Source organism: Prauserella halophila (assembly GCF_024171895.1).
In the GTDB taxonomy this organism is placed as follows: domain Bacteria; phylum Actinomycetota; class Actinomycetes; order Mycobacteriales; family Pseudonocardiaceae; genus Prauserella; species Prauserella halophila.
On sequence record NZ_JAMTCQ010000009.1, the window covers coordinates 110,417 to 136,400 of the forward strand.

The following is a 25,984-nucleotide window of genomic DNA, read 5'->3' on the forward strand; positions in this document are numbered from 1 at the left end:
CCGATGCGCCCGCTCGGCGGACCCGGTCCGCGGGTGATCACGTGACGCTGCGCACGCGGCGGGAACACGCACCCGGCGGTGTCCGTTGACCTATCGGTGACGGCTGTGCACCTGCGGCCGTAGCCGAACGCACGGATTTCCTCGAGGATGCCCCGATGACCCAGTTCACCGGGCGGTACCCTGATGGAACGGCATTCGCCGCGGGAGTGCGAACCGTGCACCAGCGGGAGTTGACAAGACCGTGACGGCGGAAGTCACCACCCACCGCCTAACCAGGGAGGGCCGAGGCCGCAACGGCCGGATCTAATGGACCGCAAGCGCCTGCTCAAGAACCCACTGCTGTGGATAGCCGCGGTTCTGCTGCTCTATTTCGCGTTCAGCATGCTTTTCGACAGCGACCGTGCTTACACCGCGGTGCCGACGTCGCAGGCCGTGCAGCAGATCGAATCCGGTAACGTCACGGAAGCGAATCTCGAGGACAAGGAGCAGCAGCTCAAGCTGCACCTGTCCGACGGCATCAACGTCGACGGCGAGAACGTCAACCAGATCATCACGAAGTTCCCGGGAGGCGCTTCCGGGCAGCTGTACAACGTCCTGCTCGATGCCCGCACGGGCTCCGGTGACGACGGTCAGAGCATCAAGTTCGACACCACCGTCACGCAGGACTCGTTCTTCACCCAGATGCTCATCTACATGATTCCGCTGGGAATCCTGCTGCTGCTGCTGATGTGGATGATGAACAACGCCCAGGGCGGCGGGAGCAAGGTCCTCAACTTCGGCAAGTCCAAGGCCAAGCAGCTGAACAAGGACATGCCGACCACGACGTTCACCGACGTGGCGGGCGCCGACGAGGCCGTCGAGGAACTGCACGAGATCAAGGACTTCCTGAGCAGCCCCGGCCGGTACCAGCAGCTCGGCGCGAAGATCCCGAAGGGCGTGTTGCTCTACGGCCCGCCCGGTACGGGCAAGACACTGCTCGCGCGGGCCGTCGCCGGCGAGGCGGGGGTGCCGTTCTACACGATCTCCGGTTCGGACTTCGTGGAAATGTTCGTCGGTGTCGGCGCCTCGCGTGTCCGTGACCTGTTCGAGCAGGCGAAGCAGAACGCGCCGTGCATCATCTTCGTCGACGAGATCGACGCGGTCGGCAGGCAGCGCGGCGCAGGTATGGGCGGCGGCCACGACGAGCGCGAGCAGACGCTGAACCAGCTGCTCGTCGAGATGGACGGGTTCGACTCGCGCGGCGGCATCATCCTCATCGCCGCGACGAACCGCCCCGACATCCTGGACCCGGCGCTGCTGCGGCCCGGCCGGTTCGACCGGCAGATCCCCGTCGCGGCACCGGACCTGCGCGGCCGTGAGGCGATCCTCAAGGTGCACTCCGCGGGCAAGCCGCTTGCCAAGAACGTCGACATGGACGCCCTGGCCAAGCGCACCGTCGGCATGTCGGGCGCCGACCTGGCGAACGTCATCAACGAGGCCGCACTGCTCACGGCCCGGCAGCACGACACGGAGATCACGGACACGTACCTGGAGGAGTCCGTCGACCGCGTGGTTGGCGGCCCGGCGCGCAAGAGCCGGATCATCTCCGAGCAGGAACGCAAGCTCACCGCGTACCACGAGGGCGGGCATGCGCTGGCCGCGTGGGCGATGCCGGACATCGAGCCGGTGTACAAGCTGACGATCCTGCCGCGCGGGCGTACCGGCGGGCACGCGCTGATCGTGCCCGAGGACGACAAGGACTTGATGACCCGTTCGGAGATGATCGGCAGGCTGGTGTTCGCCATGGGCGGGCGTACGGCCGAGGAGCTGGTCTTCCACGAACCGACGACGGGTGCGTCCTCCGACATCGAGCAGGCCACGAAGATCGCCCGCGCGATGGTGACCGAGTACGGCATGAGCCCGCGCCTCGGTGCCGTCAAGTACGGCCAGGAGCAGGGCGACCCCTTCGTGGGCCGCGCCGCGGGCCAGCAGGCGAACTACTCCCTCGAGGTCGCGCACGAGATCGACGAGGAAGTGCGCAAGCTGATCGAAACCGCGCACACCGAGGCGTGGGAGGTGCTCAACACCTACCGCGACGTGCTCGACGAGCTCGTGGCCGAGGTTCTCGAGAAGGAGACCCTGCAGCGTCGCGACCTGGAGCGGATCTTCTCCTCGGTCGTGAAGCGCCCGCAGATCACGGTGTTCAACGAGTTCGGCGACCGGCTTCCGTCGGACAAGCCGCCGATCAAGACGCCCCGGGAACTGGCGGCCGAACGCGGTGAGCCGTGGCCCGAGCCGGTGCGGCCGGAGCCGCAGCCGGGGCCGGTGCAGCCGGAGCCCTCGTCGTACAGCGGACCGGAGTACAGCGGGCCGGAGTACGGCGGACCGGGCCATCGCGAGCCTGCGTCCGTGGCGACGCCGGCACCGCAGCCGCCGGTGGCCGGGGAGGAGCCGCAGAGCGGGGAACTGCCGCAGACCGGGGATCCGCGGACCGGGCCGCAGCAGAATCAGGGTTCGTACAACCCGTATGCGCCGCCCTCGGGGCCGAACGGCACTCACGGTCAGAACGGCGGCAATCCCTACGGTGAGCAGCCCGGTGGCCGGCATTGGCAGGGTTCGCAGCAGGGGAACCAGCCGGGCCAGCAGCACGATCAACCGGGTGCGCGGCCCGCGGGCCCGCCGAACTACGGTGCGCCTCCCGGGTGGACGCCGGCGACGTCGCCGAAGCCGCGGCCGGCCAGGCCGTGGGCTCAGCCGAACCCGAATCCGCAGCCGCAGCAGCGCCCGCAGGACGAGGGCGGCTCCGACGAGCAGGACGGTCACCATCGCTAGCGAGGTTTCCGAGAACGGGCACGCGATGGTCGACGAGGACAGCGTCGACGCACCGCGTGCCACGGGTCGGTCGTTCGATCAGGCACGCGCGGAGGCGGCCGTGCGTGAGCTGTTGCTCGCGTGTGGTGAGGACCCGGACCGGGACGGGTTGCGTGAGACACCCGCTCGGGTGGCGCGGGCGTACCGCGAGATGTTCGGAGGGCTCTACAACGATCCGGACCACGTGCTGGACCGGACGTTCGACGAGAGTCACGAAGAGCTCGTGCTGGTGACGGACATTCCGCTGTTCAGCCAGTGCGAACATCATCTGGTGCCCTTCCACGGAGTGGCTCACGTCGGCTACATCCCGAATGCGCAGGGCAAGGTGACGGGGCTGTCGAAACTGGCACGGCTCGTCGACCTGTACGCGAAGCGGCCGCAGGTGCAGGAACGGCTGACGACGCAGGTCGCCGACGCGCTGGATCGCAAGCTGAACCCGCGCGGCGTGATCGTGGTGCTCGAGGCGGAGCACCTCTGCATGGCGATGCGGGGCATCCGCAAGCCGGGCGCGCGCACCACGACGTCGGCCGTTCGCGGGATCATGGAGCGTTCGGCGACCTCGCGTGCGGAAGCGTTGCAGCTGATCAAGGGGAACCGGTGAACGAGCGCATTCCGACGGCCGACCGCTGTGTGGTGATGGGCGTTCTGAACGTCACGCCGAACTCGTTCTCCGACGGCGGCAGGTACCTGAGCCAGGAGGACGCGCTCGCGCACGCGCACGCGATGTGGCGGCGGGGCGCGGACATCGTCGACGTCGGCGGTGAGTCGACGCGCCCCGGTTCCGATCGGGTCGACGCCGACACCGAGTTGGCGCGGGTGGTGCCGGTGGTGCGACAGCTCGCCGCAGACGGTGTCCCGCTGTCGGTGGACACGACGCGTGCCACGGTCGCGGAAGCCGCCGTCGAGGCGGGTGCGCAGATCATCAACGACGTCTCGGGCGGTCTGGCCGACCCGAACATGCCGACGGTCGCCGCGCGGACCGGTGTTCCGTTCGTGATCATGCACTGGCGCGGGCACAGCAAGGACATGAATGCGCTGGCCGAGTACACCGATGTGGTGGCCGAGGTGCGCGACGAGCTGAGTGCGCGGGCCGACGCGGCGCTGGCGGCGGGCGTCACGGCCGACTCGATCGTCCTCGATCCGGGGCTGGGATTCGCCAAGCGTGCCGAGCACGACTGGGCGCTGCTGCAGCGGCTGGACGAGTTCATCGGCATGGGCTTTCCGGTGCTGGTCGGCGCCTCGCGGAAGCGTTTCCTCGGTGCTCTGCTCGCCGACGCCGAAGGTGAGCCGCGGCCCGCGTCGGGCCGGGAGGTCGCGACGGCGTCGATCTCGGCGCTGTCCGCGGCGGCGGGCGCGTGGGGCGTGCGGGTGCACGACGTCGGCGCGTCGCTGGACGCCGTGAAGGTCACCGCCGCCTGGTCCAAGGGTGGTGGCTGAGAGTGCCGGACGTGCCGTCGTCGGAGGTGCGCGACCGCATCACGCTGACGGGCCTGCGCGTGTTCGGTCGGCACGGTGTGTTCGACCACGAGAAGCGTGACGGTCAGGAGTTCGTCGTCGACATCACGGCGTGGCTGGACCTGACGCGCGCCGCGGCCTCGGACGAGCTGAGCGAGACGTTGCACTACGGCGAGCTGGCGCAGCTGGCTGCCGACATCGTGGGTGGCGAGCCCTGCGACCTCATCGAGGCCGTTGCGGGCCGGATCGCCGACGAGGTGATGCGCGACGAACGGTTGTCGGCGGTCGAGGTGACGGTGCACAAGCCGACGGCGCCGATCCCGCTGACGTTCGCCGACGTCGCAGTGACCGTCGCGAGGCAGCGTTGACCCCGGCCATACGCGGCAGGCCAGCGGGTGGAGTGCCTCCTTCGCATAACGCGCCCGTCTGGGCGGCGGTGGGAGACGGGCGGGAGCCCCGAATCTTCCCTTCACGTAGTGGACTTCGTGCCTGTCGGAGCTGGACGCCCCCGAGGGCGCCTCGCGGACTTCCGGGAGACAGCCGATGAGCAGGGCGGTGTTGTCGCTGGGGTCGAACCTCGGCGACCGGTTGTCGTATCTGCGGCTGGCCGTCGACGGTCTGCGCGACTCCCTCGTCGCGGTGTCGAGCGTGTACGAGACCGCCCCCTGGGGTGTGACCGACCAGCCCGACTTCCTCAACGCGGTGTGCATCGTGGCCGACCCGGCGCGCGACCACTGGGCGTGGCTGCGCGCCGGGCAGGCGCTCGAACGCGAAGCCGAGCGCGTGCGGGAGCAGCGATGGGGGCCGCGGACGCTCGACGTCGACGTGGTGTCGGTCGACGGCGTGCGCTCGGCCGACCCGGAACTGCGACTGCCGCATCCGGGAACGGCCGAGCGGGCGACCGTGCTCGTCCCGTGGCTCGAGCTCGACCCGGACGCCGAGGTGTCGGATGTCGGGCGCGCCGACGCGCTACTCGCCGCCCTGCCCGCCGCCGACCGCGACGGCGTACGCAAGCGCGCCGACCTCTCCCTCTGAGCCACCCGCGGCGGCGCCCCCAAGGGCACCTTCGGGGCGTCCAACACCCCAAATGTTCCCTTCGCGCGTCGCGCCGATGGACTACGCCGACGCGCGCACCGCCGACACGACCCACTTCGTCGCCGCGACGCGGGTGGGCACGGGAGGCCAGCCGTTGATGATCGCCAACAGCTGCCAGTAGCGCTCGGCCCGGGCGTCTCCGCCCGCGTCGATCTGCCCGGCCAGCCACCTGCGGTACTCGGGGCTGTCCGCCGGTTCGGGTGCGCCGTCGCCCGCGAACCACGCGGACGTGTCGGCCTCGCCGAGCGAGGCTCGCACGATCTCGTCGGCCAGCGCCCGGCCCTCGGCCGATTCCGGCGACAGACCGGAGTCGAGGAGTCCCTGCGCCCGCGCGTGCCAGTCCTCCCACCGCTCGCGCTGCGCCCGCGAGAACGCGTCGATGTCGTGGCCGGCCTCGCGCCGCTGCGCCTGCTGCTCGCTCATGCCCCGGATGAGGGCCCGGAACTCGGCGTCGGACACGAGCTCGGCGAATTCGATCCACGCGTCCAGCTGCTCCGGCGTCGGTTCGTCGGGCAGCTCGGGCTTGGCCGACCGCATCCACGCGTAGAACTCCGAGTCCACGTCGAGGCCCTTGCTCACCTCGTCCCAGAACTCGTCGACCAGCCGGTTGCGCTCCTCGTCCGACATCGATGCCAATTTGTTCATCAGTTCCACCTCTTCCAGTTCGGATTCACGGTTCGCGACCGCCCGCAGCACCGCCCTGCGGTGCCGTAGCACGCGGAGGCGGTCGTCGAGCGCGGCCACGTGCGCGCTCGCCAGTTCCGCCACCGTCGACGCTCCTGCCAGCACCCGCTCGATGTCCGCCAGTGCGAGGCCGAGTTCGCGCAGTGTGCGCACGAGTTCGAGCCGCGCCAACGCGGTGGCGTCGTAGAGCCGGTAGCCGGCAGCGGTGCGATCGGCCGGAGGGACGAGACCCTGATCGGAGTAGAACCGGATCGTCTTCACCGGCAGGGCAGTGCGACGTGCCAGTTCGCCGATCGTGAACGTTCCCGATGGGGTCATCTCCGCCTCCACGAATCCGAGCCTCGAGGCTCCAGTCGCTGGAGAGTCAACCGCAATGGCCGTCTCGATGCTCGACGCCTGCCGCGTCGGCGCCCGGCAGCTCGGGAATCGGGGCGGGCGACCGGCGCAGGGGAAGGACACACGGGCAGGACACACGGGAAGAGGCAGCCGCGCCGGCAGCGCGTCGTCGGGTGGCGGTCGGGTGCAGGACACGCGGGCCCGGGTGCAGGACACGCGGTGAGGTTGCGGGGGCCGTTGCGGCTGCGGGGTCCCAGTACGGTGGGGACATGCACTTCACGCGCCCTCGTGAGCTGGTCGTCGCCGGGCTGGTCGGGCTCGTTGCGGTGTATCTGCTCTTCGAGTTCGCGTACGGGCAGCTGCCGAGTCTGCCGACTCTCGCGGGTACGACGTTGCTGGCGCTGGCCGTGATCGAGACCGTGCTGGCGTTCACGGTGCGCAGCCGCGTCCGAGAAGGACGCGTCGTCACGGGTCTCGGTATCGCCCGCGCGGTCGCGCTCGCGAAGGCGTCGTCACTGCTGGGGGCACTCATGCTCGGCGCCTGGCTCGCAGGAGTGGCTTTCCTCGCGCCGCGGGCGAGCGATCTCACGGCGGCCGCCGACGACCTGCCGGCCGCCATCGTCGGAGCCGCGTGCGCAGCGGTGTTGATCGGTGCGGCACTGTGGCTCGAATACTGTTGTCGCGCACCGGACACCGCCGACCGCGACGAGTGATCAGCACCGACCGGCCGGCGATCAGAACGCGCCGCTCGAAGTACCGACGAGGTCACGATCCGGCAACCGGAAGGTACGGTATCGGGCATGACTGGCGAGGGTGAGGACGAGCCCGGCCGCAGCTCGGACGGCCGGCTGTGGCCGACCGTGGGCGTGCTGCTCGCGCTCGGTGCCACCGTCGCTCTGATCCTGGCCGAGGACATGCGACTGCTGCGGTTGGGCATTCTGGCTGCGCTGTGGGCGGCGCTCATCGGTACGTTCCTCGCGACGCGTTACCGCAAGAAGGCGGCGGCGACCGAAGTGGCCGCGTCGAAGGCACAGGAGATCTACGAGCTCGAGCTGGAGCGCGAGGTCGCCGCCCGGCACGAGTTCGAGCTCGAGGTGGAGGCCGAGACCCGCGAACGCGTCGAGGACGAGTCCCGCGCCGAGCTCGAAGCGCTGCGCGTCGAGGTCTCGTCGCTGCGGGACAGCCTGCAATCACTGTTCGGCGGTGAAGTGATGTGGGAGCGCATCGCACTCACCGCACAGTCCACCCGCATGCGTTCGTTCGGTGACGACCGTCCCGTCGTCTCCAACGGCGAGACGCCGGGGAAACCCCGGTTGGCCGCAGGTCGCGGCGAGAATCCCACCGAGTTCATCGGCCGGGTCGTCGAGACCGAAAGCGGTGACTCCGGAGCCATCGCCAGGGCCATCGGCACGGCCGGCAATGGCGGCAACAGCGGAAACAGCGGAAACAGCGGAAACAGCGGAAACGGGTCGCTGAAGAACGCCGTGAAGAACGGTGCCGCCCAGAACGCCGGCGCTGCACAACCGAACGGAGCTGCCCCCAACGGTGCTCCCCCCGGAACCGCTCCCCACGGCGCCTCCTCCAACGGAGGTGCGCCCCGCGGCGCCACCTCGACCGGTGCGGCTCCACACGGTGCGGCGCGGAACGGTGCCGTGCCCGACGGAGCGGCCGCGAACGGCGCGGTCGCATCGAAGGGTCCGGGGCCCCGGCCGCAGTCGGGTGGTTCGGAAACCGCCTCGGAATCGACGGCCTGGTTCGCACCATCCACCGGCCGAGCGGCCGGCGATGACGACTTCGACGAGCGCGATTTCGACGAGCCCGACCGTGACGACGCCGACGGCGAGTCCGACACCGACCGTGCGCCGGCTCCCGTCCGGCCCGCGGGCGTGCAGGACGGCCCCCGGAAGGCACGCGGCCCTCAGCGGCGGCCGCAACAGCAGACTTCGCCTCCGGTCCCCGCTCAGCAGCGTTCCGCCGGCCCGCAACAGGCACCGCAGCAGGCGAACCGGCAAGCTCGCGCTGCGCGACGCCAGCCGCCGCAAGCCCGGTCACCGCAATCCCAGCCGCAGCCGCCGCCAGCCCCGATGCCGCAGTCCCAGGGAGAGCAGTCGCGGGGAGAGCAGGCGCGGGGAGAGCAGACACAGCGAGCGCAGTCCCGGCGGCCGCAGCAGGCGCCGGCCGCCGACCGGCGGTCGTTCGACGACGGCGAATTCGACGAGGAGTGGGCCCACGCCGCATCGGGAAGTCACGCCGGAGGCTCCGGCGCCGGTTCGGCCGGCCGTCCGGCGAACCGGTCCGGCGACGGCACCCCGGCCGCCGAGACAACCTCGGCCGGATCGGTATCGGCCGGAGCGGCATCGGCCAACGGAATGCCGGCCAACGGAATGCCGGCCAACGGAACACGGGCCGACAGGACCCCGGCTGACAGGACCCCGGCTGACAGAGCTCCGGCAGACGGAGCACCCGTCGACGCGGCCGGGGCCGCGGCCGCCGAGCCCGGTTCGCCCGACGAGGACCCCACGCGCCGCGTGCGCGCCCGCGAGGCCGCCTCGGCGAAGGATCGCTTCCGGCCGGCCCAGCGCGCGGGGGGCCCGCAGGCACAGGGGCAGGCACCGGCACAGGGGCAGGCACAGTCCGCCGCCGAGCCGCCTCAGGCACCCGCGCCCGGCCGTCCGGTCCCGCCGCGGGCGGACGATTCGCGTCCCACGCAGCAGCCGGCCGTTCCGCCGAAGCAGACCGGTCGAAGCCGCAGTGGTTCCGACCGGAACGGTCCGGACCCGGCAACGGCCACGGCACAGAGCCCCGTCCAGCCCGGCCCAGCACAACCGTCCGGCCGTACGAAACCCGGACCCGCCCAACCCGGATCAGCACAGCCCGGTCCCGCCCAACCCGGATCAGCACAACCCGGCCCCGCCCGCCCCGAGTCCGCTCCGCAGGACGGGCGTCCGGGTTCACCCTCACGGTCGAACGAATCCCGCAATGAGGGTCAAAATCGGCGTGATGTTGAACTCACTCCGGCGAGTGACTCGGGTTCGCGTGGGCGTTCTGCCTCGCAGGCCGGGTCGTCGCCGGGTCAGGGCGTGGACAGGGCAGGATCACAGACCGCTTACGCTCGGACTCCCGAGACAGACTCCGGAGAGGCGCGTGACACGCGCGCCGTCGCTCCGAAGGCCGCCGAGCCGGCACCCGAGGTGGCTCAGGCGGAACAACCGATCGCGAAGGGACCCCTTCCACCCATGTCTTACCCCGAGCAGCCCGCCGGCGCGGCCGACTCGACCGAGGCCTCCGGCGAGGACTCCGCCGTCAACCCGACGCTGCCGCCCGAGGTGCGCGATCTCGCGCGCAAGCCGGGTGGACGCCGGCGTGCCGCCGAGTCGGAGGGCGACGACGCGTCGCAGGACGAACAGGGGCCCGAGGCCGGCGGCCGTCGCCGTGCTCCGGATGCCGAGGACGGCGAGCCCACCGGTTCGCACTCCTCCGGTCGCTCGGTGAGCGAACTCCTCGCCGCCTACGGCAGTGGCGACGCCACACCGCGCCGTCGCCGCCGCGCCGAGGACTGACAGCTCCGGTCGTTCACCGCACCCGGCCGCACCCGCCGTGGCCGGGGCGCACTGAACGAAACTGCTCCGGACACGGCATCGGTCCGGACGCCGTCGCTCTGAACCGCGGCACTGCCATGAGCGCCCCTGAACGGCCCGAGGTGCCGCTAACGGCCCTGCTCCTGGCGCCGCCGTCGCCTCGTGCGATCCGGACATCCCGGCGGTGCTCATCGGCTCGACACCGTCGCTGCGGCCCCGTATCCCTCAGCCGGGTAGTCGGGGGCGGCTACTACTCTGCGCGGCGTGAACGGACCGGCGACCGTCGTGCGGCACGCCCGGCGGAACATGACACGTCTGGTCACCGTGCTGGTGCCGGTGACCGGCATGGTCGCGGTCGCGATCTGCGGACTGATCGTCTTCGGCCTGGTCACCGTCCAGGCGGGTGCGCTGCCCGTGATCGTCGGTGTGGTCGTCGCCGTGGTTCCGGTCTCGATGGTCACGGCCGCACTGCTGTGGGTCGACCGGTGGGAGCCCGAGCCGGCCAGGTACCTGCTGCTGACGTTCCTGTGGGGCGCGTGCGTGGCGACGCTGCTGGCGCTACTGGTCAACGACACCGCCAAGAGCGTCGGCGATTACCTGCTCGGCTTCGAAGGCGGCAGCAGGATCGCCACGATCGTTTCCGCACCGCTGGTGGAGGAGGCGATCAAGGCGGTGCCGCTCGTCGCGGTGCTGGTACACCGGCGGAGCGAGTTCAACGGGGTCGTCGACGGCATCGTCTATGCGGGTTTCAGCGCGGCCGGATTCGCCTTCACCGAGAACGTCTACTACTTCGCGAGTGCGTTCAACGAGGCCGGTTTCGGTGGCGGCATGTCCTCGGGCGTGCTCGCGGCCTTCACGCTGCGCGGGGTGATGTCACCGTTCGCGCATCCGCTGTTCTCCGTGGTCATCGGCATCGGTGTGGCGCTGATGGTGCAGAAGCGCTACTACGGTGCGGCCCGGTTCGCGCTTCCCGTGGTGTCCTACGTCGGCGCCGTCTGCCTGCACGCGCTGTGGAACGCGGCGGCGACGATCGGCGGAGCCCGGACGTTCCTCAACGTCTACTTCCTGATCATGGCGCCGCTGTTCATCGGCGTCGGCCTGATCGTGGTGTGGCAGCGCCGCCGCGAGCAGCGGATCGTCACGGGCGCGCTGCCCGCGATGGCCCGCCGAGGCTGGATCGCGCCCTCGGAGATCGAGCTGCTGTCGGACCTGACCGCGCGGAGGCAGTGGCGCAGGCAGGCACGCCGCGAATCGGGCACGGCGGCCGCGAGGGCCGTCGGCGACTACCAGGCTGCCGTGACCGAGCTGGCGTTCCTGCGGCGCAGGGGTGTCGCCACCGAGGACGACCGTGCCCGGCACGACGACCTGCTCGCCGAAGCACAACAGGCACGCGCCGACGCCGTGAGCCTCGCACGCACCGGGTGAAGCTGGTCACCTGGGTGCATGACGACAGTGGTGCGAACGCTACGCTCGCGGCGTCGTCTGGTACCCGCGACGAGGTCGGGACTGGAACGGGTTTTGGGAGTTTTGCGGCCATGAGCCTCCTGAGGGGCGCGCGGTGACGCGGCCTGCCCGCCTTGCGGTGGGCGTTGTGTCGGCGGGACGTGTCGGCAGTGTTCTCGGTGCGGCGCTGACCCGCGCCGGACACGCCGTGACGGCCGTCAGTGCGGTGTCGGACGCGTCCGTCCACCGCGCCGAACGCCTGCTGCCGGACGCCGAGATCCTGCCGCCCGACGAGGTCGCCCGCCGCGCCGACCTGGTGCTGCTGGCGCTGCCCGACGACGTCCTCGAACCGATGACCGCGGGCCTGGCGGGCGCCGGTGCGCTGCGCCCCGGCCAGATCGTCGTCCACACGTCGGGTGCCCACGGTGTCGGCGTGTTGCGTGCCGCCTCCGACGCGGGTGCGCTGCCGCTGGCGCTGCACCCGGTCATGACGTTCACCGGCCGTGCCGAGGACCCGGACCGGCTGACCACGGCGAGTGTCGGCGTCACGGCGACGTCCGGGGACGACGCGGCCTGGCACGTCGGTGAGGCACTGACCGTCGAGATGGGCGCCGAGCCCGTCCGTGTGCCCGAGGCCGCCCGTCCGATCTACCACGCTGCGCTGGCCCACGGCGCCAACCACCTGGCCACGGTCGTCGCCGACTGTGTGGAGCTGCTCGCCGATGCCGGCGTCGACCATCCGGACCGGGTCGTGGCGCCGCTGCTGTCGGCCTCGCTCGACAACTCCCTGCGCCACGGCGGCCGCGCCCTGACCGGACCGGTGGCCCGCGGCGACACCGGCACCGTGACGTCGCACCTGCGGGTGCTGGCCGAGCAGGCACCCGACGTCGAACCGACCTACGCCGCGCTGGCCCGCCGCACCGTTGCGCGGGCGAAGCTCGCGGGGCTGCTCGGCGACGACGCGGCAGCCGAACTGGAAACCCTCCTCGACAACCGATCGTGACAGGCAGCGAATCCTCATGACTTTCCCGAAGCACACGCCGAAGTTCACGCGTAACGAGCTGAACGTCTACCGCGGCCCGTCGGAGGTGTCGCAGGTGACGCATGCGCTGCGCGGAGTCGGCCGCAACCTCGCGCTCGTGCCCACGATGGGTGCGCTTCACGACGGGCACCGCGAGCTGATCCGCAGGGCCAAGCGGCTGCCGAACACGATCGTCGCCGTGTCGATCTTCGTGAACCCGCTGCAGTTCGGGGAGGGGGAGGATTTCGACGCCTATCCGCGCAGCCTCGACCAGGACCTCGACACGCTGCGGGAACTCGGCGTCGAGCTCGTGTTCGCGCCGGAGGTCGAGCAGCTGTACGGCGAGTCGGGTGTGAGCGTGACGCTCGATCCGGGGCAACTGGGCGCCGAACTCGAGGGCGAGATGCGGCCGGGGCACTTCGGGGGCGTGCTCACCGTCGTGGCCAAGCTGCTGAACATCGTGCGGCCGCACTACGCCTTCTTCGGGGAGAAGGACTACCAGCAGCTCGTGCTGGTCAAGCGCATGGCCGCGGACCTGAACCTGGAGACGGGCATCGTCGGGGTGCCCACGGTGCGGGAGGAGGACGGGCTCGCCCTCTCGTCGCGGAACGCCTATTTGTCCGAAGAGGATCGCCGCAGTGCCGCTGTCCTGTCGACCGCCTTGGGGATGGGCGTCAACGCCGGAGCCGACGGTGCCGAGGCGGTGCTCGAAGCCGCTCGTACGGAACTGGCGGCGCATCCGGAAATCGAGATCGAATATTTGGAGCTGAGGGGAACCGATCTGGGCCCCGCGCCCGTCGATGGTGACGCGAGGTTGTTGATCGCGGCCAAGGTCGGCCGCACGAGGCTGATCGACAACACGCCGGTGCCGCTCGGCGCCGCCGCGATGGGACTCGGTGACCAGGAGACCGCAGACGGCGAGGACGTGGCAGGCGACGGCCGGAATGCCGCCCCAGCGGGAACAACTCCGTCTCAGTAGGGGTATCAAGGGAGTCGAAGATGTACCGCACCATGCTCAAGTCGAAGATCCACAGAGCCACGGTCACGCAGGCCGACCTGCACTACGTCGGCTCGGTGACGGTGGACGAGACCTTGATGGAGGCCGCCGACCTGCTGCCGGGCGAGATGGTGGCCATTGTGGACGTCACCAACGGCGCACGGCTCGAGACGTACGTCATTCCCGGCGAGCGCGACAGCGGTGTGCTCGGCATCAACGGTGCCGCGGCGCACCTGGTGCACCCGGGCGACATCGTCATCCTCATCGCCTACGGCCAGATGGACGAGGCCGAGGCCAGGACGTTCCGTCCGCGCGTGATCTTCGTCGACGCCGACAACCGCATCGCCGACCGCGGCGCCGACGCGGGCCGTGCCCCCGAAGGGTCCGGCCTGGTTTCCGGCGCCCTGCCGATCGACGACACCGGGCACGCGTTCATCGAGGGCGAGCTGCCCGCGTTCCCGGTCGCCGAGACGGCCGACGCCGCCCGTCTCGACGCCATGCTGCACGCGGAGAGCTGAGACGCGCATGCTGCTCACCATCGACGTCGGGAACACCAACATCTCCCTCGGCCTGTATCCCGAGGAGGGTTCCCGCGTCGAACTGGTCCGCGACTGGCGGATGCGCACCGATGCGCAGATCACGTCCGACGAGCTGGCGCTGACCATGCGAGGCCTGCTCGGCGACTACGCCGACCGGATCACCGCGATCAGCGCGCTGTCGACCGTGCCCGCCGTGTTGCGTGAGCTGCGGGTGATGCTCGGCCGCTACTACGCCGACGTGCCCACCGTGGTCGTCGAGCCCGGGGTGCGCACCGGCGTTCCGCTGCACGTCGACAACCCGAAGGAGGTCGGAGCCGACCGGCTCGTCAACACGCTCGCCGCCTACCAGCTGTGCGGGACGGCCTGCGTGGTCGTCGACTTCGGCACGTCCACGAACGTCGACGCGATCTCGGCCAAGGGCGAGTTCCTCGGCGGGGCCTTCGCGCCGGGTATCGAGATCTCCGTCGACGCGCTCGCATCCCGTGCGGCGGCGCTGCGGAAGGTCGAGCTGACACCGCCGCGTTCGGTGATCGGAAAGACCACCGTGGAATGTCTCCAGTCCGGCATTCTGTTCGGTTTCGCAGGTCAGGTCGACGGCCTCGTCCGCAGGATCGTGAAAGAGCTGGGTGACGGCCCGATCGAGGTGATCGCCACCGGTGGCCTCGCGCCGCTCGTGCTCGGCGAATCCGAGACCATCACCGAGCACCGGCCCGACCTCACTCTGCTGGGGCTCAAGCTCGTCCACGAACGGAATCGCGAGCGCGGCAGCGACCGGTCCGCCGGGCGGAAATAACAGCCGGCAATCGCTCGGCCGATGGCAGGAGCCGGTTCACGGGCTCGGCTCGGCCATTCGTACGCTGGTGCGCATGAGCGATATCCCGGAACACTCCCAGAGCGACGACGACCTGCCGGAGCAGCTGCGGGTGCGCCGGGACAAGCGCGACCGCCTGCTCGCCGGCGGGGCCGAGCCGTATCCCGTCGAGGTGCCGCGCACGCACACGCTCGCGCAGGTACGCGCCGCCCACCCGGACCTGCCGGCCGACACGCAGACCGGCGACGTCGTGGGCGTGACCGGCCGCGTCATGTTCATGCGCAACACGGGCAAGCTGTGCTTCGCCACCCTGCGCGAGGGCGACGGTACCGAACTGCAGGCCATGCTGAGTCTGGCCAACATCGGAGAGGAGTCCCTCTCGGCGTGGAAGTCCGACGTCGACCTCGGCGACCACGTGTTCGTCCATGGCGAGGTCATCACCTCCAAGCGCGGTGAACTGTCGGTCATGGCCGATTCGTGGCAGCTCACCTCGAAGGCGATGCGCCCGTTGCCGGTCGCGCACAAGGAAATGTCGGAGGAATCGCGGGTCCGGCAGCGTTATGCCGACCTGATCGTGCGCCCACGGGCGCGAGAGGTGGTGCGGACTCGCGCGAACGTGCTGCGCGGGTTGCGCGATTCGTTCCACGGCCGCGGATTCACCGAGGTCGAGACGCCGATGCTGCAGACGTTGCACGGCGGCGCCTCGGCCAGGCCGTTCACGACCCATTCCAACGCCTTCGACATGGACCTCTACCTCCGCATCGCTCCGGAGTTGTATCTCAAGCGGTGCGTGGTCGGCGGTATCGAGAAGGTCTTCGAGATCAACCGGAACTTCCGGAATGAGGGCAGTGACTCGTCGCATTCCCCCGAGTTCGCGATGCTCGAATACTACGAGGCGTATGCGACGTACGACACAATCGCCGACCTGACGAAACAGCTCGTCCAGGAAGCCGCGGACGCCGCATTCGGTTCACGGATCGTCACGTTGCACGACGGGACGGAGTACGACCTGTCCGGCGAGTGGGCGTCGGTCACAATGTACGAGTCGCTCTCCGAAGCGCTCGGTGAGGAAGTGACGCCGGAAACGACGGCCGAGAAACTGCATGCCACGGCCCGGGCACGCGGCATCGAGGTCGACCCGAAGCTCACCCACGGCAAGCTCGTCGAAGAACTGTGGGAGGATCTGGTCGGCGACAAGCTGTACGCGCCGACATTCGTCTGGGACTTCCCCGAGGAAACCTCGCCGCTGACGCGTGCGCACCGCACCAAGCCGGGGATCGCGGAAAAGTGGGACCTGTATGTGCGGGGATTCGAGCTGGCCACCGGCTACTCGGAACTGGTCGATCCGGTCATCGAAAGGCAGCGGCTGACGGCTCAGTCCAAGCTGGCCGCCGGCGGTGACGACGAGGCCATGCAGCTGGACGAGGATTTCCTGAGGGCGCTCGAGTACGGAATGCCGCCGACCGGCGGTGCCGGAATGGGAGTGGACCGGTTGCTCATGGCGCTGACCGGTCTCGGTATCCGGGAAACCATCCTGTTTCCGCTGGTCCGGCCCGAATAGTTTCGTCCCCGCGTTGCGATGGCCGACGGAAGTCGTCTCCCGTCGCCGGTGGAAACCCGCCAAAACCCGGGCGTCTGATTTGCTTTTATGAGTGCGCAAGGGTATTACTGTGAGCAGTTCCCCGACTTCGCCTCACGGGGACCGCTCGCCAGGCCGGAGCGTCAGGCCGGATCGGTTGTGTGGTTCGACGGGGTTTGGACACCGATCGGGATCGGCGATTCCATCGGTCTATCGCAGGTTTCACAGGAGGAAAGCAAGGATGGCGCAGAAGGTTCTCGTCTCCCTCGTCGACGACCTTGACGGTTCGGAGGCGGAAGAGACCGTCGAGTTCGGTCTGGACGGTGTGACGTACGAGATCGACCTCTCGGCGGAAAACGCCGAGGAATTGCGTGACGCGCTCGCGCAGTACGTCGAGCACGCTCGTCGCGCGGGGGGTCGCAAGCGCACGACCCGCGCCACCGCGTCGAAGCCGCAGGCGGGTCGCAGCGCCGCGGTCGACCGTGAGCAGAATCAGGCCATTCGCGCCTGGGCCCGCAAGAACGGTTACGACGTTTCCGACCGTGGCCGCATCCCGTCCGAGGTCGTCGACGCCTACCACCGCAAGAACTGAGCTGACGTCGGCGTCCGCGCGTCGCACGGGCGCGCGGCGTTCGAACGAGCCTTCGAAGGGCCTCCCGGTGCCGCACCGGGAGGCCCTTCGTATTTGTGACCCCGGTTACTTCGTGATCGGGCCGGGATTCTCCGGTGCGGGTGCGATGCCGGTATGTCTCGGCTGGTGCCATCGACCCTGCTGCGATTCAATGGCCCGATGGCCGAGAACAGCACGACCGACAGCAACACGACCGACAGCAACGCAGTCGCCGGCGCCGTTCCCGTCGCCGCGCGTGAACTCCTCGGTGTGCTCGCCCGAATCGGCGACGCCGACACATCCCGCCCCACACCGTGTGCGGATTTCACGGTCGCGGACCTGCTCGAACACCTGCGGTACTGGGGTCCCGGCCTGCTCGCGGCCTCACCGGCCGGTGCGGACACCGCAGACACCGGGAACACCGCAGACACCGGGGGCCTGGCCGCACTCGTCGAACGGCTGGGCGCGGCGTGGAGTGACCCGGCGTCGTGGGAGGGGAACGGATCGATCGCCGGGACCGAGCTGCCGCGATCGGTGCTGGGCCGGATGGTCTTCGTGGAGTTCGTGCTGCACGCATGGGACCTCGCCGCGGCGGTGAATCCCGGTGGCGGGTGGAGGTCGTCGGTCGCGGCCCCGGCCGTCGACGTGCTGAGCGGATTGGTCGCGCAGGGCAGGCGGATGGGCGCGTTCGGGCCGGAGGTCGAGGTTCCCGCGTCGGCGCCGGAGATGGACAGGGCCCTCGGACTGGCCGGTCGTGATCCGGCCTGGCGGCCGTGATCTGCGCAGGCCGGCGTGACCTCTCGACTGGCGCGGACCGGCACGGAGCCCCTGACCGGGGCGGACCGATGGACCCGCCGGTGCCGAGTGCGGCCGGTGGCCGGCCGTGCCGCAGGCGCTAGTCCTCGGTGCGGCGGCGTAGCCGGGGGCAGCCCGCGCACTCGTCGCGGCCCGGCAGCAGGTGGGTGAAACAGCAGCTCTGCCGCTGCCGTGCCCAGCCGTTGTCGCCGGTGTGCAGGGTCGACGGCGACGTCAGGGGAGCGAACGCGGCGTCGAGCACCAGCGTGGCGTCGGCGACCCCACCGCCCTCGTCGCCGCAGTCGCGCCCGGCCCACCAGAGGCAGTCGTCGAGCGCGTCGGTGGCGGCCGACCACAGGGTGCGGGTGCCGAGCTGGCCTGCGCCCCGGTAGGTGCGGACGAACTGCGAGGCGTGGGCGGTGTAGCGGGCCCGCAGCATCCCGGCGAGCTCGCGTTCGTCGGCGGCGACGGAGGTCTGCGGGTCGGCACACGCCGGATCGAACGGCAGGCAGGCGAAGCCCTTGCCGAGGACGGCGATCGCCTCGGGGCTCGGCCGTCCCCGGTCGGCGAGGCGCACCGCGAGGTCGTCGGGGCGCAGCGAGGGCACGCGGCGTTCGTGGAACAGCAGCGCGGCACCGACGTACGCGGGGATGCGCAGGTACCAGGACATGACGTAGGCGAGCGCGGTGCGGCCCGGCGCGTCGCCGTAGCCCTCCTGCAGCCACTCGGCGGTGCGTGCCCACCAGGCGGTGAAGTGCTGCGGGTCGTCGAGCAGATCCGAACAGCGGATCCAGTCGGGGCCGGAGGTCGAGCCGGTGAGCGTGTACCGGTCCTGGGCTGCGTCGACGCGGGCGAGCGAGTCCGTGAGCCCGGTGGTGTTGGTGGGCCGGGTGGCGTTCGTGGGCACGGTGCCGCTCGTGCCGTCCGGGAAGTCGCCGGCCACGGCGCCGGACAGGGCGCCGGGTCCGGCTCTGACCGCGGCGCTGTGTGCAGCGTCACGTACGGATCGGTCGACGGTCACGCTTGCTCCAACGGTGTGACGGGCACGGCGGCAGGGCTCGTAGTTCCTGCTTCCAGTAACTATAAGGGGAGCCTAACCTAAACCTGCGTGGTGCCTTGCGCCGACGGGGTGACACGATGGTGGAATAGGGAGAACCCGAACCGGCTGGACACGGCGGGTGACGCGGGGTCTCTGGCGTGTTCGCCGGAAGCGGACACGCCCGGTGTGGCGGAATCGCGGCCGCCGCACGCTCGTTGCACCCTGCGGAAACAGCGCCGTAGCCAGCGATAATCCGGAAAAGTCACCATCCGGTGAGCCATCCGACGGACCCGCCGGATTCGTGTGAGTGGTAGGCCACCGGACACGCATGGCTACTAGAGTGGTCTCACGGTGCCGAACCCATCACGAGGAACCGATGGGTCGGGCCGCCGGCGCAGCAGTCGAGGGAGTGGGAATGTTCGAGAGGTTCACCGACCGCGCGAGGCGGGTGGTCGTCCTGGCCCAGGAAGAGGCCAGGATGCTCAACCACAACTACATCGGCACCGAGCACATCCTCCTGGGTCTGATCCACGAGGGTGAAGGTGTCGCCGCCAAGGCGCTCGAATCGTTGGGTATCGCGCTTGAGGGCGTCCGTTCGCAGGTCGAGGAGATCATCGGCCAGGGGCAGCAGGCTCCGAGCGGGCACATCCCCTTCACGCCGCGTGCCAAGAAGGTGCTGGAGCTGTCGCTGCGGGAGGCGCTGCAGCTCGGCCACAACTACATCGGTACGGAGCACATCCTGCTCGGCCTCATCCGTGAGGGTGAGGGCGTCGCGGCCCAGGTTCTGGTCAAGCTCGGTGCCGACCTCAACCGCGTGCGCCAGCAGGTGCTGCAGCTCCTGTCCGGCTATCAGGGCAAGGAGCCGCAGGAAGCAGGCGGTGGCCGGGGTGAGGGCACGCCGTCCTCGTCGCTGGTGCTCGACCAGTTCGGCCGCAACCTGACCCAGGCTGCGCGTGACGGCGATCTCGACCCGGTGATCGGCCGGAACTCCGAGATCGAGCGTGTCATGCAGGTGCTCTCGCGCCGTACCAAGAACAACCCGGTGATGATCGGCGAGCCCGGTGTCGGCAAGACGGCCGTGGTCGAGGGTCTGGCGCAGAACATCGTCAAGGGCGAAGTGCCCGAGACGCTGAAGGAGAAGCAGCTCTACACGCTGGACCTCGGTTCACTGGTGGCGGGCTCGCGCTACCGCGGCGACTTCGAGGAGCGGCTCAAGAAGGTCCTCAAGGAGATCAAGACCCGCGGCGACATCATCCTGTTCATCGACGAGCTGCACACGCTCGTCGGAGCGGGAGCGGCCGAAGGCGCCATAGACGCCGCGAGCATCCTCAAGCCGATGCTGGCCCGCGGTGAGCTGCAGACCATCGGTGCGACCACTCTCGAGGAGTACCGCAAGTACATCGAGAAGGACGCCGCCCTGGAGCGCCGCTTCCAGCCGATCCAGGTGGGCGAGCCGGTGCTCGAGCACACCATCGAGATCCTCAAGGGCCTGCGTGACCGCTACGAGGCGCACCACCGCGTGTCGATCACCGACTCCGCGCTGGTCGCCGCCGCCACGCTGGCCGACCGCTACATCAACGACCGGTACCTGCCGGACAAGGCGATCGACCTGATCGACGAGGCCGGTGCCCGGATGCGCATCCGCCGGATGACCGCTCCGCCGGACCTGCGCGAGTTCGACGAGAAGATCGCCGACGTGCGCCGGGACAAGGAATCGGCCATCGACGGTCAGGACTTCGAGCGGGCCGCGTCCCTGCGCGACGAGGAGAAGACGCTCCTGTCGCAGAAGTCCGAGCGCGAGAAGCAGTGGAAGGACGGTGACCTGGACGTCGTCGCCGAGGTCGACGACGAGCAGATCGCCGAGGTCCTCGCCCACTGGACCGGTATCCCGGTGTTCAAGCTCACCGAGGAGGAGACGACGCGTCTGCTCCGCATGGAGGACGAGCTGCACAAGCGGATCATCGGCCAGGAGGACGCGGTCAAGGCCGTCTCGCAGGCGATCCGCCGTACGCGTGCCGGCCTGAAGGACCCGAAGCGCCCGTCCGGTTCGTTCATCTTCGCCGGCCCGTCCGGTGTCGGTAAGACCGAGCTGTCCAAGGCGCTGGCGAACTTCCTGTTCGGCGAGGACGACGCGCTCATCCAGATCGACATGGGCGAGTTCCACGACCGCTACACCGCCTCGCGGCTGTTCGGTGCCCCTCCGGGCTACGTCGGCTACGAGGAGGGCGGCCAGCTCACCGAGAAGGTGCGCCGTAAGCCGTTCTCCGTGGTGCTGTTCGACGAGATCGAGAAGGCCCACCAGGAGATCTACAACACGCTCCTGCAGGTTCTCGAGGACGGCCGCCTGACCGACGGTCAGGGCCGCACGGTCGACTTCAAGAACACGGTGCTGATCTTCACCTCCAACCTGGGCACGTCGGACATCTCGAAGTCCGTCAGCCTCGGCTTCTCGTCGGGCAACGACGAGGTGACGCGCTACGACAAGATGAAGCAGCGCGTCAACGAGGAGATGAAGAAGCACTTCCGGCCCGAGTTCCTCAACCGGATCGACGACATCATCGTCTTCCACCAGCTCACGCGGGACCAGATCATCGAGATGGTCGACTTCATGGTCCGGCGCGTCGAGGAGGCCCTGAAGGGCAAGGACATGGCCATCGAGCTCACCGACCGTGCGAAGGCGCTGCTGGCCAAGCGCGGCTTCGACCCGGTGCTCGGTGCCCGTCCGCTCCGCAGGACCATCCAGCGCGAGGTCGAGGACCAGCTGTCCGAGAAGATCCTGTTCGGTGAGGTCGAGCCGGGCCAGATCATCATCGTGGACGTTGACGGCTGGGAGATCGGCGACGAGAAGGACGATCAGGCGACGTTCACGTTCCGCGGTGAGCAGAAGCCGATCGACGTTCCGGACGCGCCGCCGGTCAGCATGGCCGCAGGCGAGGAAGGCTCGGGTTCGGGCTCCGGCGAGACCGAGCAGGAGTGACGAGCGCCGACTAGGCAAACGGCCGACTAGGCAGACCGGAACAACTGACTAGGCAAACGGCCGACTAGGCAGACCGGAACAACTGACTAGGCAAACGGCCGAGTAGGCAGAAACGGCCGAGTAGGCAAAAGCGGCCGAGTAGGCAGAAACGGCGGGCACCGCGTAGGCGGTGCCCGCCGTTTCCGTATCCCGCGTGTCCTGCACTCAGACGCCCGTGTTGCGGGTCCCGGGGACCGTGTTGCGGGTTCCGGGGACCGTGTTGCGGATTCCAGGGACCGTGTTGCGCCCACCCGTCGCTCAACCGCCGGCCCTCACGGACGCGCCGGCGTGCGGCCGTCCCTCATGGCCCGTGCCGTGCCGTGCCGTGCCCGTCAGCGGAAGGCGTCGGCGTGGGCGCGGGCCCAGTCGGCGAACGTGGTGGCGGGCGTGCCCGTGACGGTTTCGACCGTGGTGTTGGCGGCGGCCGGCTCGGCGTCGAGGAACGGCAGGACGTTGTCGACGTAGAACTCGGCGTTCTCGCCCATGACGGGTCGCAGATGGGTGAGTGTGTCCTCGCGGGACGTCGTGACGAACCGCAGGTCGCTGTCGAGGGCCGTGGCGAGGTGGGCGACCTGCTCGGTCCGGGTCAGCGTCTCGGGGCCGGTGAGCAGGTGCGATGTCCCCGGGTCCGGGTCGAGCAGGGCAGCGGCGGCGACGGCGGCGATGTCGTCCATGGCGATCGGTGAGCTGGCGGCATCGGGATACGGTTCGTGCACGGCGCCGGTCCGGCGGATCTGATCCGCCCAGAGCATCGAGTTCTCCATGAAATCGCCGGGCCACAGGTGTGTCCACGGGATGCCGGATCGCTCGACGGCGCGTGTGACCGTTCCCCACCAGGATTCGTGCTCGCCGGACAGGTCGACGATGTGCTCGATGCCTGCGTCCCGGGCCAGGCGCAGCACGTCGTCGACCGTGTCGGGGGTCGGCGCGAGGTACATGCGGGTGACGCTGTCGAAGGCTGCGGGCAGGGTGTCGAGCCTGCGCAGGTAACCGTCGGCCACCTCGACGTGGTCCGGCAGCTCGGCCTTCGTGGGGTTGTTGGTGAGCGCGCGGACGTCCGTGGCGCCGCGTTGCAGCAGGTGGTCGACGGTCTTGCGGCCGATGTTGCCGGTGGCTCCGGTGACCAGGACGGTCATCGCGGTCTCCCTGGGGTCGGCGCGGACGGAGCGGGTGTCAGCTGTTCAACCGTGCATCGATGGCCGTCAGCGCGTCCAGTGCGCCGACGGGGAGGGAGACGCCGCGTCCGTGGCGGACCTCGGGTTCGCGCGGGTTGATGCGGATCAACCGGCCGTCGGCGGCGCTGGCCAGTTCGGCCTGCCGACGCACCGTCGGTACGGCCAGGCCCGCGCCGAGTTCGATGACGGCGAGGCCGGTCGTGTTGCGCCGCCACGCCTGGAGTGCGTCGAGCTGCCGCTGGGAACGCTCGCCGAGCCAGTCGGCGTCGCCGAACATGAGTATGTTCGGCCGGGCGAGTGCTCCGCAGCCCGGACAGGCCGGCAGCGGTTCCGCTGCGCGCATGGTCGATTCGTCGATCGTGACGGCGACGTCGTCCGCGGGCCAGATGCCGGCGGAACAACCGGTCAGGCACTGCAGGTGGTGGATCGAACCGTGCACCTCGGCGACGTCGGTGAAGCCCGCGCGCTGGAACTGGCCATCCACATTGGATGTGAATACGTGCGCGCCGCCCGGTTTCCCGGTGGCCCAGCGGCGGAGGATGTCGAACCCGGGGTGCGGTGTGGTGCGGCGGTACAGCTCGAGGCGGTGGCCGTAGAAGCCCCAGGCGAGTTCGGGGTCGGCGGCGAAGTGCATCGGGTCGGCGACCTCGACGAAGCTGAGTCCGAGCCGCGCGTACGGCGGGTAGGCGCGCCAGAAGCCGTCGTCACCGCGGAAGTCGGGCAGGCCGGAGTCGACGCCCATGCCCGCCCCCGCGCAGACGAGCAGCGCGCCGGCGGAACCGATCAGCTCCGCCGCGCGCTCGAGCTCGTCACTGTACTGGTGGAGCGTGTCGTTCACTCGTCGGAGGAATCCGGCGACGACCCGAGTACGACCTCGAACTCGAGGAGGTTGGCGCCACTGGACACGGGTTTCTGCTGTTCGCCCGCGTGGGCCTCCTTGGCGCCGCCCTGGGCCCACGCCTGGTAGTCCTCCTCCGTCTCCCACTTGGTGTAGACGAAGTAGCGGTTCTCGCCGGACACGGGACGCAGCAACTCGAACCCGAGGAAGCCGGGAGCGTTGTCGACAGAACCCTTACGCGCGGCGAACCGCTTCTCCAGCTCGGGGCCTGCTCCTTCGGGAACCTCGATCGCGTTGATCTTCACAACAGCCATGACGCCGAGGATACTGACGAGTGGGGTGACGTCGCAGCAGTGGCGGTCCGGCCGGTTACGGTCGAGCTCGCGGGCGCATCCTGCGGCGAAGGCGACGGTCTTCGCAGTCGTGGCGGTTACTCGCCGCGCGTGGGTCGTTGTGAATGCGCCGGAGCTGTCGCAGTGCTTTCAGGTGTGCTCCGATGTCGCGTTTCCGACGATGTCGGATCCACCAGGCAATGCCGCCGAACACCGTGCCTGCGACCATCATCCACACCCCGACCTGGACTGCGGTGTCGGAGCCGATGTCGTCCTGCATCCCGATGAACAGAGGGAAGGGGCCGGTGGCCCAGAGCAAGCCACAGAGCGCCGCAGACCCGAGGAACCGTTTCAACCAGTAGTTGTTGCGCTGTCTCAGACGGTCCAGAGTCTCCGGGGCGAGCGGGTCGTTCCCGTGCTCCTGTTGAATCTCTCTTGCGTACCGGATCACTGCGGGATTTTGCCGGAACTCCTGCGGTCGGATGCCGAGCAGCTGTGGTTCCGTGACCCCATCCGAAAGCTCGAGTCCGGGCCGTGTGACCTGCAGGAGGCCATCCTTTCCCGTTCCCGATGATGCTGGTTCCCATCCCGCCGCGGCGATTACCTCTCGGCGTCTGTCGTCGGACAAGCTGCTGTATCGTCCGGGATCCAGCGCGTACCGGCCGGTGCCGTCCGGTTCTGCGGCGCCGAGTTCGTTCGTGAGTCGAACTGAGGCGTCCTCGTACGGCGTCGAGGGGGCGAATGTGAAGGTCAGAAACCAGGAGTCGCCGTTATAGTTCTGGACTGAGTAGCGCCACCCGTGCGTGGCGGCGTGATCGACCAGTTCCTGCTTCGGTATATCCGGATAACGTAGCCAATCAACTTCTAGTTCCTGGCCGTCCTGCGTCTGCAACATCCGTTGAAATTCTGCTACCTGCTTCGGTCTCGCTTTGCGGCTCTTTCCATCACCGTTTCGTAGGCCAACCGATCGCGGAAACCCTGCGAGAAGGATGAGGGCGAGTCCGAGCCAAATGGAAAACAGGGTGATGTCTGTTACCGGATCATCAGTCATCGCTTCTGCCCTCGCGGATGAATTCTACCGTGCGCGACGCAACCCCGTCGGTTCCGATTCTCGTAAACGAGAAGCCATGAGTGCGCGCGAGCTCTTTGACGTGCTCGATGGAAAGCGGGTGGGTTTCCCAGATGCGAATGGAGACCGATGCTCCTACATCGTTGCTTCGGTCAAGTTTTCTCGTGACATGGGAAATACTGTTGCGATACCCCTGGAATCGTGCACGAATCCTGCTCTGGAAAACCCAGAAAGCGACGACGAGAAATATTAAGCTGGTAACCAGAGCTGTCATTGGGGTCCGCCATCCAATACATTCACAACCGAGGAGGATCCTGTGCTCGGTCTCGTGAAACTGACGGTTCTAGCGATTCCGTCGAGTACTCCGACGAAATCGTCCCAATCATCCAGGTCACTGCTGGAGATTCCGATCATTGCCAACCTTCGCCTACCCGGAAATTGGAAAATAATAGTACTCTGCCGAATTTGTAGGCTTTGGCCGTTCCATCTCACGAGATGGTGCTCGCCCTGTGCTATCGCAGGACCTGCGGGGTAATCGACGAGAAGTGTCTCGCTGTGACTCCCGTTCTCCTGTAGTCCGCGTGCAATTTCCGTGAGAGACTGATCGGCAAGTCCGTAGGGTTCACGTACAACTACAGTAAAGAGTGCGGAAACAAGTCTTGTCGGGACAAGTTCTGAGCTAGCGACAAAGTTTGCAGCATAAATGGCGCCGGTTTGTCGCA

At 69.0% G+C, this 25,984-nt stretch carries 21 protein-coding genes and 1 pseudogene; 16 read left to right on the forward strand and 6 right to left on the reverse strand.

The window, feature by feature from the left end; translation table 11 throughout:
* The first annotated feature begins 306 nt into the window (after window positions 1-306).
* The 5 genes from ftsH (at window position 307) to folK (ending at window position 5,340) form a co-directional block, all read left to right on the forward strand.
* Window positions 307-2,811: an ATP-dependent zinc metalloprotease FtsH gene (gene ftsH, locus LY41_RS06700; protein WP_253863011.1), complete on the forward strand. Its 2,505-nt coding sequence runs from the start codon at window positions 307-309 to the stop codon at window positions 2,809-2,811.
* Window positions 2,812-2,836: 25 nt separating this feature from the next.
* Window positions 2,837-3,451, forward strand: a complete 615-nt coding sequence (gene folE, locus LY41_RS06705) for a GTP cyclohydrolase I FolE (RefSeq protein ID WP_253863012.1) — start codon at window positions 2,837-2,839, stop codon at window positions 3,449-3,451.
* Window positions 3,452-3,486: 35 nt separating this feature from the next.
* Window positions 3,487-4,287: a dihydropteroate synthase gene (gene folP / locus LY41_RS06710; RefSeq protein ID WP_253864011.1), complete on the forward strand. Its 801-nt coding sequence runs from the start codon at window positions 3,487-3,489 to the stop codon at window positions 4,285-4,287.
* Window positions 4,288-4,313: 26 nt separating this feature from the next.
* Entirely contained in the window at window positions 4,314-4,673 is a 360-nt protein-coding gene (folB, locus tag LY41_RS06715; protein ID WP_253864012.1) for a dihydroneopterin aldolase, read from the forward strand.
* A gap of 175 nt (window positions 4,674-4,848) precedes the next feature.
* On the forward strand, window positions 4,849-5,340 hold the full coding sequence (folK, locus tag LY41_RS06720) for a 2-amino-4-hydroxy-6-hydroxymethyldihydropteridine diphosphokinase (RefSeq protein ID WP_253863013.1): 492 nt from the start codon (window positions 4,849-4,851) through the stop codon (window positions 5,338-5,340).
* An 81-nt stretch (window positions 5,341-5,421) separates the two neighbouring features.
* Here the strand turns inward: folK and LY41_RS06725 are convergent, their stop codons facing one another.
* Window positions 5,422-6,402 carry a MerR family transcriptional regulator gene (locus LY41_RS06725; RefSeq protein WP_253863014.1) on the reverse strand — a complete coding sequence of 327 codons (981 nt, stop codon included), beginning with the start codon at window positions 6,400-6,402 and terminating at the stop codon, window positions 5,422-5,424.
* 287 nt (window positions 6,403-6,689) lie between these two features.
* Here LY41_RS06725 and LY41_RS06730 point away from each other — a divergent pair, with 287 nt between their 5' ends.
* From LY41_RS06730 to LY41_RS06775, 10 genes and pseudogenes are all read left to right on the forward strand, one after another.
* Window positions 6,690-7,133 (forward strand): DUF3180 domain-containing protein, encoded by a 444-nt coding sequence (locus LY41_RS06730; protein ID WP_253863015.1) that lies wholly within the window; start codon window positions 6,690-6,692, stop codon window positions 7,131-7,133.
* An 87-nt stretch (window positions 7,134-7,220) separates the two neighbouring features.
* Window positions 7,221-9,980 (forward strand): DUF6779 domain-containing protein, encoded by a 2,760-nt coding sequence (locus tag LY41_RS06735; RefSeq protein WP_253863016.1) that lies wholly within the window; start codon window positions 7,221-7,223, stop codon window positions 9,978-9,980.
* A gap of 324 nt (window positions 9,981-10,304) precedes the next feature.
* Window positions 10,305-11,423 carry a PrsW family intramembrane metalloprotease gene (locus LY41_RS06740; RefSeq protein ID WP_253864013.1) on the forward strand — a complete coding sequence of 373 codons (1,119 nt, stop codon included), beginning with the start codon at window positions 10,305-10,307 and terminating at the stop codon, window positions 11,421-11,423.
* Window positions 11,424-11,547: 124 nt separating this feature from the next.
* Window positions 11,548-12,444, forward strand: a pseudogene (locus LY41_RS06745) (Rossmann-like and DUF2520 domain-containing protein); the annotation flags it as partial.
* Between the two features lie 16 nt (window positions 12,445-12,460).
* Window positions 12,461-13,441 carry a pantoate--beta-alanine ligase gene (gene panC, locus LY41_RS06750; protein ID WP_253863018.1) on the forward strand — a complete coding sequence of 327 codons (981 nt, stop codon included), beginning with the start codon at window positions 12,461-12,463 and terminating at the stop codon, window positions 13,439-13,441.
* A gap of 20 nt (window positions 13,442-13,461) precedes the next feature.
* Window positions 13,462-13,977, forward strand: a complete 516-nt coding sequence (gene panD, locus LY41_RS06755; RefSeq protein WP_253863019.1) for an aspartate 1-decarboxylase — start codon at window positions 13,462-13,464, stop codon at window positions 13,975-13,977.
* A 7-nt stretch (window positions 13,978-13,984) separates the two neighbouring features.
* Window positions 13,985-14,791, forward strand: coding sequence for a type III pantothenate kinase (locus LY41_RS06760; RefSeq protein ID WP_253863020.1), 807 nt, complete (start codon window positions 13,985-13,987; stop codon window positions 14,789-14,791).
* A 73-nt stretch (window positions 14,792-14,864) separates the two neighbouring features.
* Complete coding sequence (gene lysS / locus LY41_RS06765) at window positions 14,865-16,370, forward strand: lysine--tRNA ligase (protein ID WP_253863021.1); 1,506 nt, start codon at window positions 14,865-14,867, stop codon at window positions 16,368-16,370.
* 259 nt (window positions 16,371-16,629) lie between these two features.
* Window positions 16,630-16,980: a histone-like nucleoid-structuring protein Lsr2 gene (locus LY41_RS06770; protein WP_183649029.1), complete on the forward strand. Its 351-nt coding sequence runs from the start codon at window positions 16,630-16,632 to the stop codon at window positions 16,978-16,980.
* A gap of 198 nt (window positions 16,981-17,178) precedes the next feature.
* Entirely contained in the window at window positions 17,179-17,775 is a 597-nt protein-coding gene (locus tag LY41_RS06775; protein ID WP_253863022.1) for a TIGR03086 family metal-binding protein, read from the forward strand.
* A 118-nt stretch (window positions 17,776-17,893) separates the two neighbouring features.
* On the opposite strand, the gene LY41_RS06780 is transcribed toward LY41_RS06775, so the two are convergent.
* Entirely contained in the window at window positions 17,894-18,814 is a 921-nt protein-coding gene (locus LY41_RS06780) for a (2Fe-2S)-binding protein (protein ID WP_253863023.1), read from the reverse strand.
* 433 nt (window positions 18,815-19,247) lie between these two features.
* Here LY41_RS06780 and LY41_RS06785 point away from each other — a divergent pair, with 433 nt between their 5' ends.
* Window positions 19,248-21,809: an ATP-dependent Clp protease ATP-binding subunit gene (locus tag LY41_RS06785; RefSeq protein ID WP_253863024.1), complete on the forward strand. Its 2,562-nt coding sequence runs from the start codon at window positions 19,248-19,250 to the stop codon at window positions 21,807-21,809.
* A gap of 371 nt (window positions 21,810-22,180) precedes the next feature.
* Here LY41_RS06785 and LY41_RS06790 read toward each other — a convergent pair whose 3' ends face one another.
* The 4 genes from LY41_RS06790 to LY41_RS06805 are packed head-to-tail and all read right to left on the reverse strand — an operon-like array spanning window position 22,181 to window position 25,244.
* Window positions 22,181-22,984 carry an SDR family oxidoreductase gene (locus tag LY41_RS06790; protein WP_253863025.1) on the reverse strand — a complete coding sequence of 268 codons (804 nt, stop codon included), beginning with the start codon at window positions 22,982-22,984 and terminating at the stop codon, window positions 22,181-22,183.
* Between the two features lie 37 nt (window positions 22,985-23,021).
* Window positions 23,022-23,861, reverse strand: a complete 840-nt coding sequence (locus LY41_RS06795; RefSeq protein WP_253863026.1) for an SIR2 family NAD-dependent protein deacylase — start codon at window positions 23,859-23,861, stop codon at window positions 23,022-23,024.
* Window positions 23,858-24,175, reverse strand: a complete 318-nt coding sequence (locus LY41_RS06800; RefSeq protein WP_253826582.1) for an antibiotic biosynthesis monooxygenase family protein — start codon at window positions 24,173-24,175, stop codon at window positions 23,858-23,860. Before LY41_RS06800 ends, LY41_RS06795 begins: the two co-directional genes overlap by 4 nt.
* A gap of 55 nt (window positions 24,176-24,230) precedes the next feature.
* A complete protein-coding gene (locus LY41_RS06805; protein ID WP_253863027.1) occupies window positions 24,231-25,244 on the reverse strand; it encodes a hypothetical protein in 1,014 nt (337 codons plus the stop codon).
* Window positions 25,245-25,984: the final 740 nt, after the last annotated feature.

Bases quoted from the DNA above. Each gene is read 5' to 3' on its own strand.
- ftsH (WP_253863011.1), top strand. From the start codon at position 307: ATGGACCGCAAGCGCCTGCTCAAGAACCCACTGCTGTGGATAGCCGCG.
- folE (WP_253863012.1), top strand. From the start codon at position 2,837: ATGGTCGACGAGGACAGCGTCGACGCACCGCGTGCCACGGGTCGGTCG.
- folP (WP_253864011.1), top strand. From the start codon at position 3,487: ATGGGCGTTCTGAACGTCACGCCGAACTCGTTCTCCGACGGCGGCAGG.
- folK (WP_253863013.1), top strand. From the start codon at position 4,849: ATGAGCAGGGCGGTGTTGTCGCTGGGGTCGAACCTCGGCGACCGGTTG.
- LY41_RS06725 (WP_253863014.1), bottom strand. From the start codon at position 6,402: ATGACCCCATCGGGAACGTTCACGATCGGCGAACTGGCACGTCGCACT.
- LY41_RS06730 (WP_253863015.1), top strand. From the start codon at position 6,690: ATGCACTTCACGCGCCCTCGTGAGCTGGTCGTCGCCGGGCTGGTCGGG.
- LY41_RS06735 (WP_253863016.1), top strand. From the start codon at position 7,221: ATGACTGGCGAGGGTGAGGACGAGCCCGGCCGCAGCTCGGACGGCCGG.
- LY41_RS06740 (WP_253864013.1), top strand. From the start codon at position 10,305: ATGACACGTCTGGTCACCGTGCTGGTGCCGGTGACCGGCATGGTCGCG.
- panC (WP_253863018.1), top strand. From the start codon at position 12,461: ATGACTTTCCCGAAGCACACGCCGAAGTTCACGCGTAACGAGCTGAAC.
- panD (WP_253863019.1), top strand. From the start codon at position 13,462: ATGTACCGCACCATGCTCAAGTCGAAGATCCACAGAGCCACGGTCACG.
- LY41_RS06760 (WP_253863020.1), top strand. From the start codon at position 13,985: ATGCTGCTCACCATCGACGTCGGGAACACCAACATCTCCCTCGGCCTG.
- lysS (WP_253863021.1), top strand. From the start codon at position 14,865: ATGAGCGATATCCCGGAACACTCCCAGAGCGACGACGACCTGCCGGAG.
- LY41_RS06770 (WP_183649029.1), top strand. From the start codon at position 16,630: ATGGCGCAGAAGGTTCTCGTCTCCCTCGTCGACGACCTTGACGGTTCG.
- LY41_RS06775 (WP_253863022.1), top strand. From the start codon at position 17,179: ATGGCCGAGAACAGCACGACCGACAGCAACACGACCGACAGCAACGCA.
- LY41_RS06785 (WP_253863024.1), top strand. From the start codon at position 19,248: ATGTTCGAGAGGTTCACCGACCGCGCGAGGCGGGTGGTCGTCCTGGCC.
- LY41_RS06790 (WP_253863025.1), bottom strand. From the start codon at position 22,984: ATGACCGTCCTGGTCACCGGAGCCACCGGCAACATCGGCCGCAAGACC.
- LY41_RS06800 (WP_253826582.1), bottom strand. From the start codon at position 24,175: ATGGCTGTTGTGAAGATCAACGCGATCGAGGTTCCCGAAGGAGCAGGC.
- LY41_RS06805 (WP_253863027.1), bottom strand. From the start codon at position 25,244: ATGACTGATGATCCGGTAACAGACATCACCCTGTTTTCCATTTGGCTC.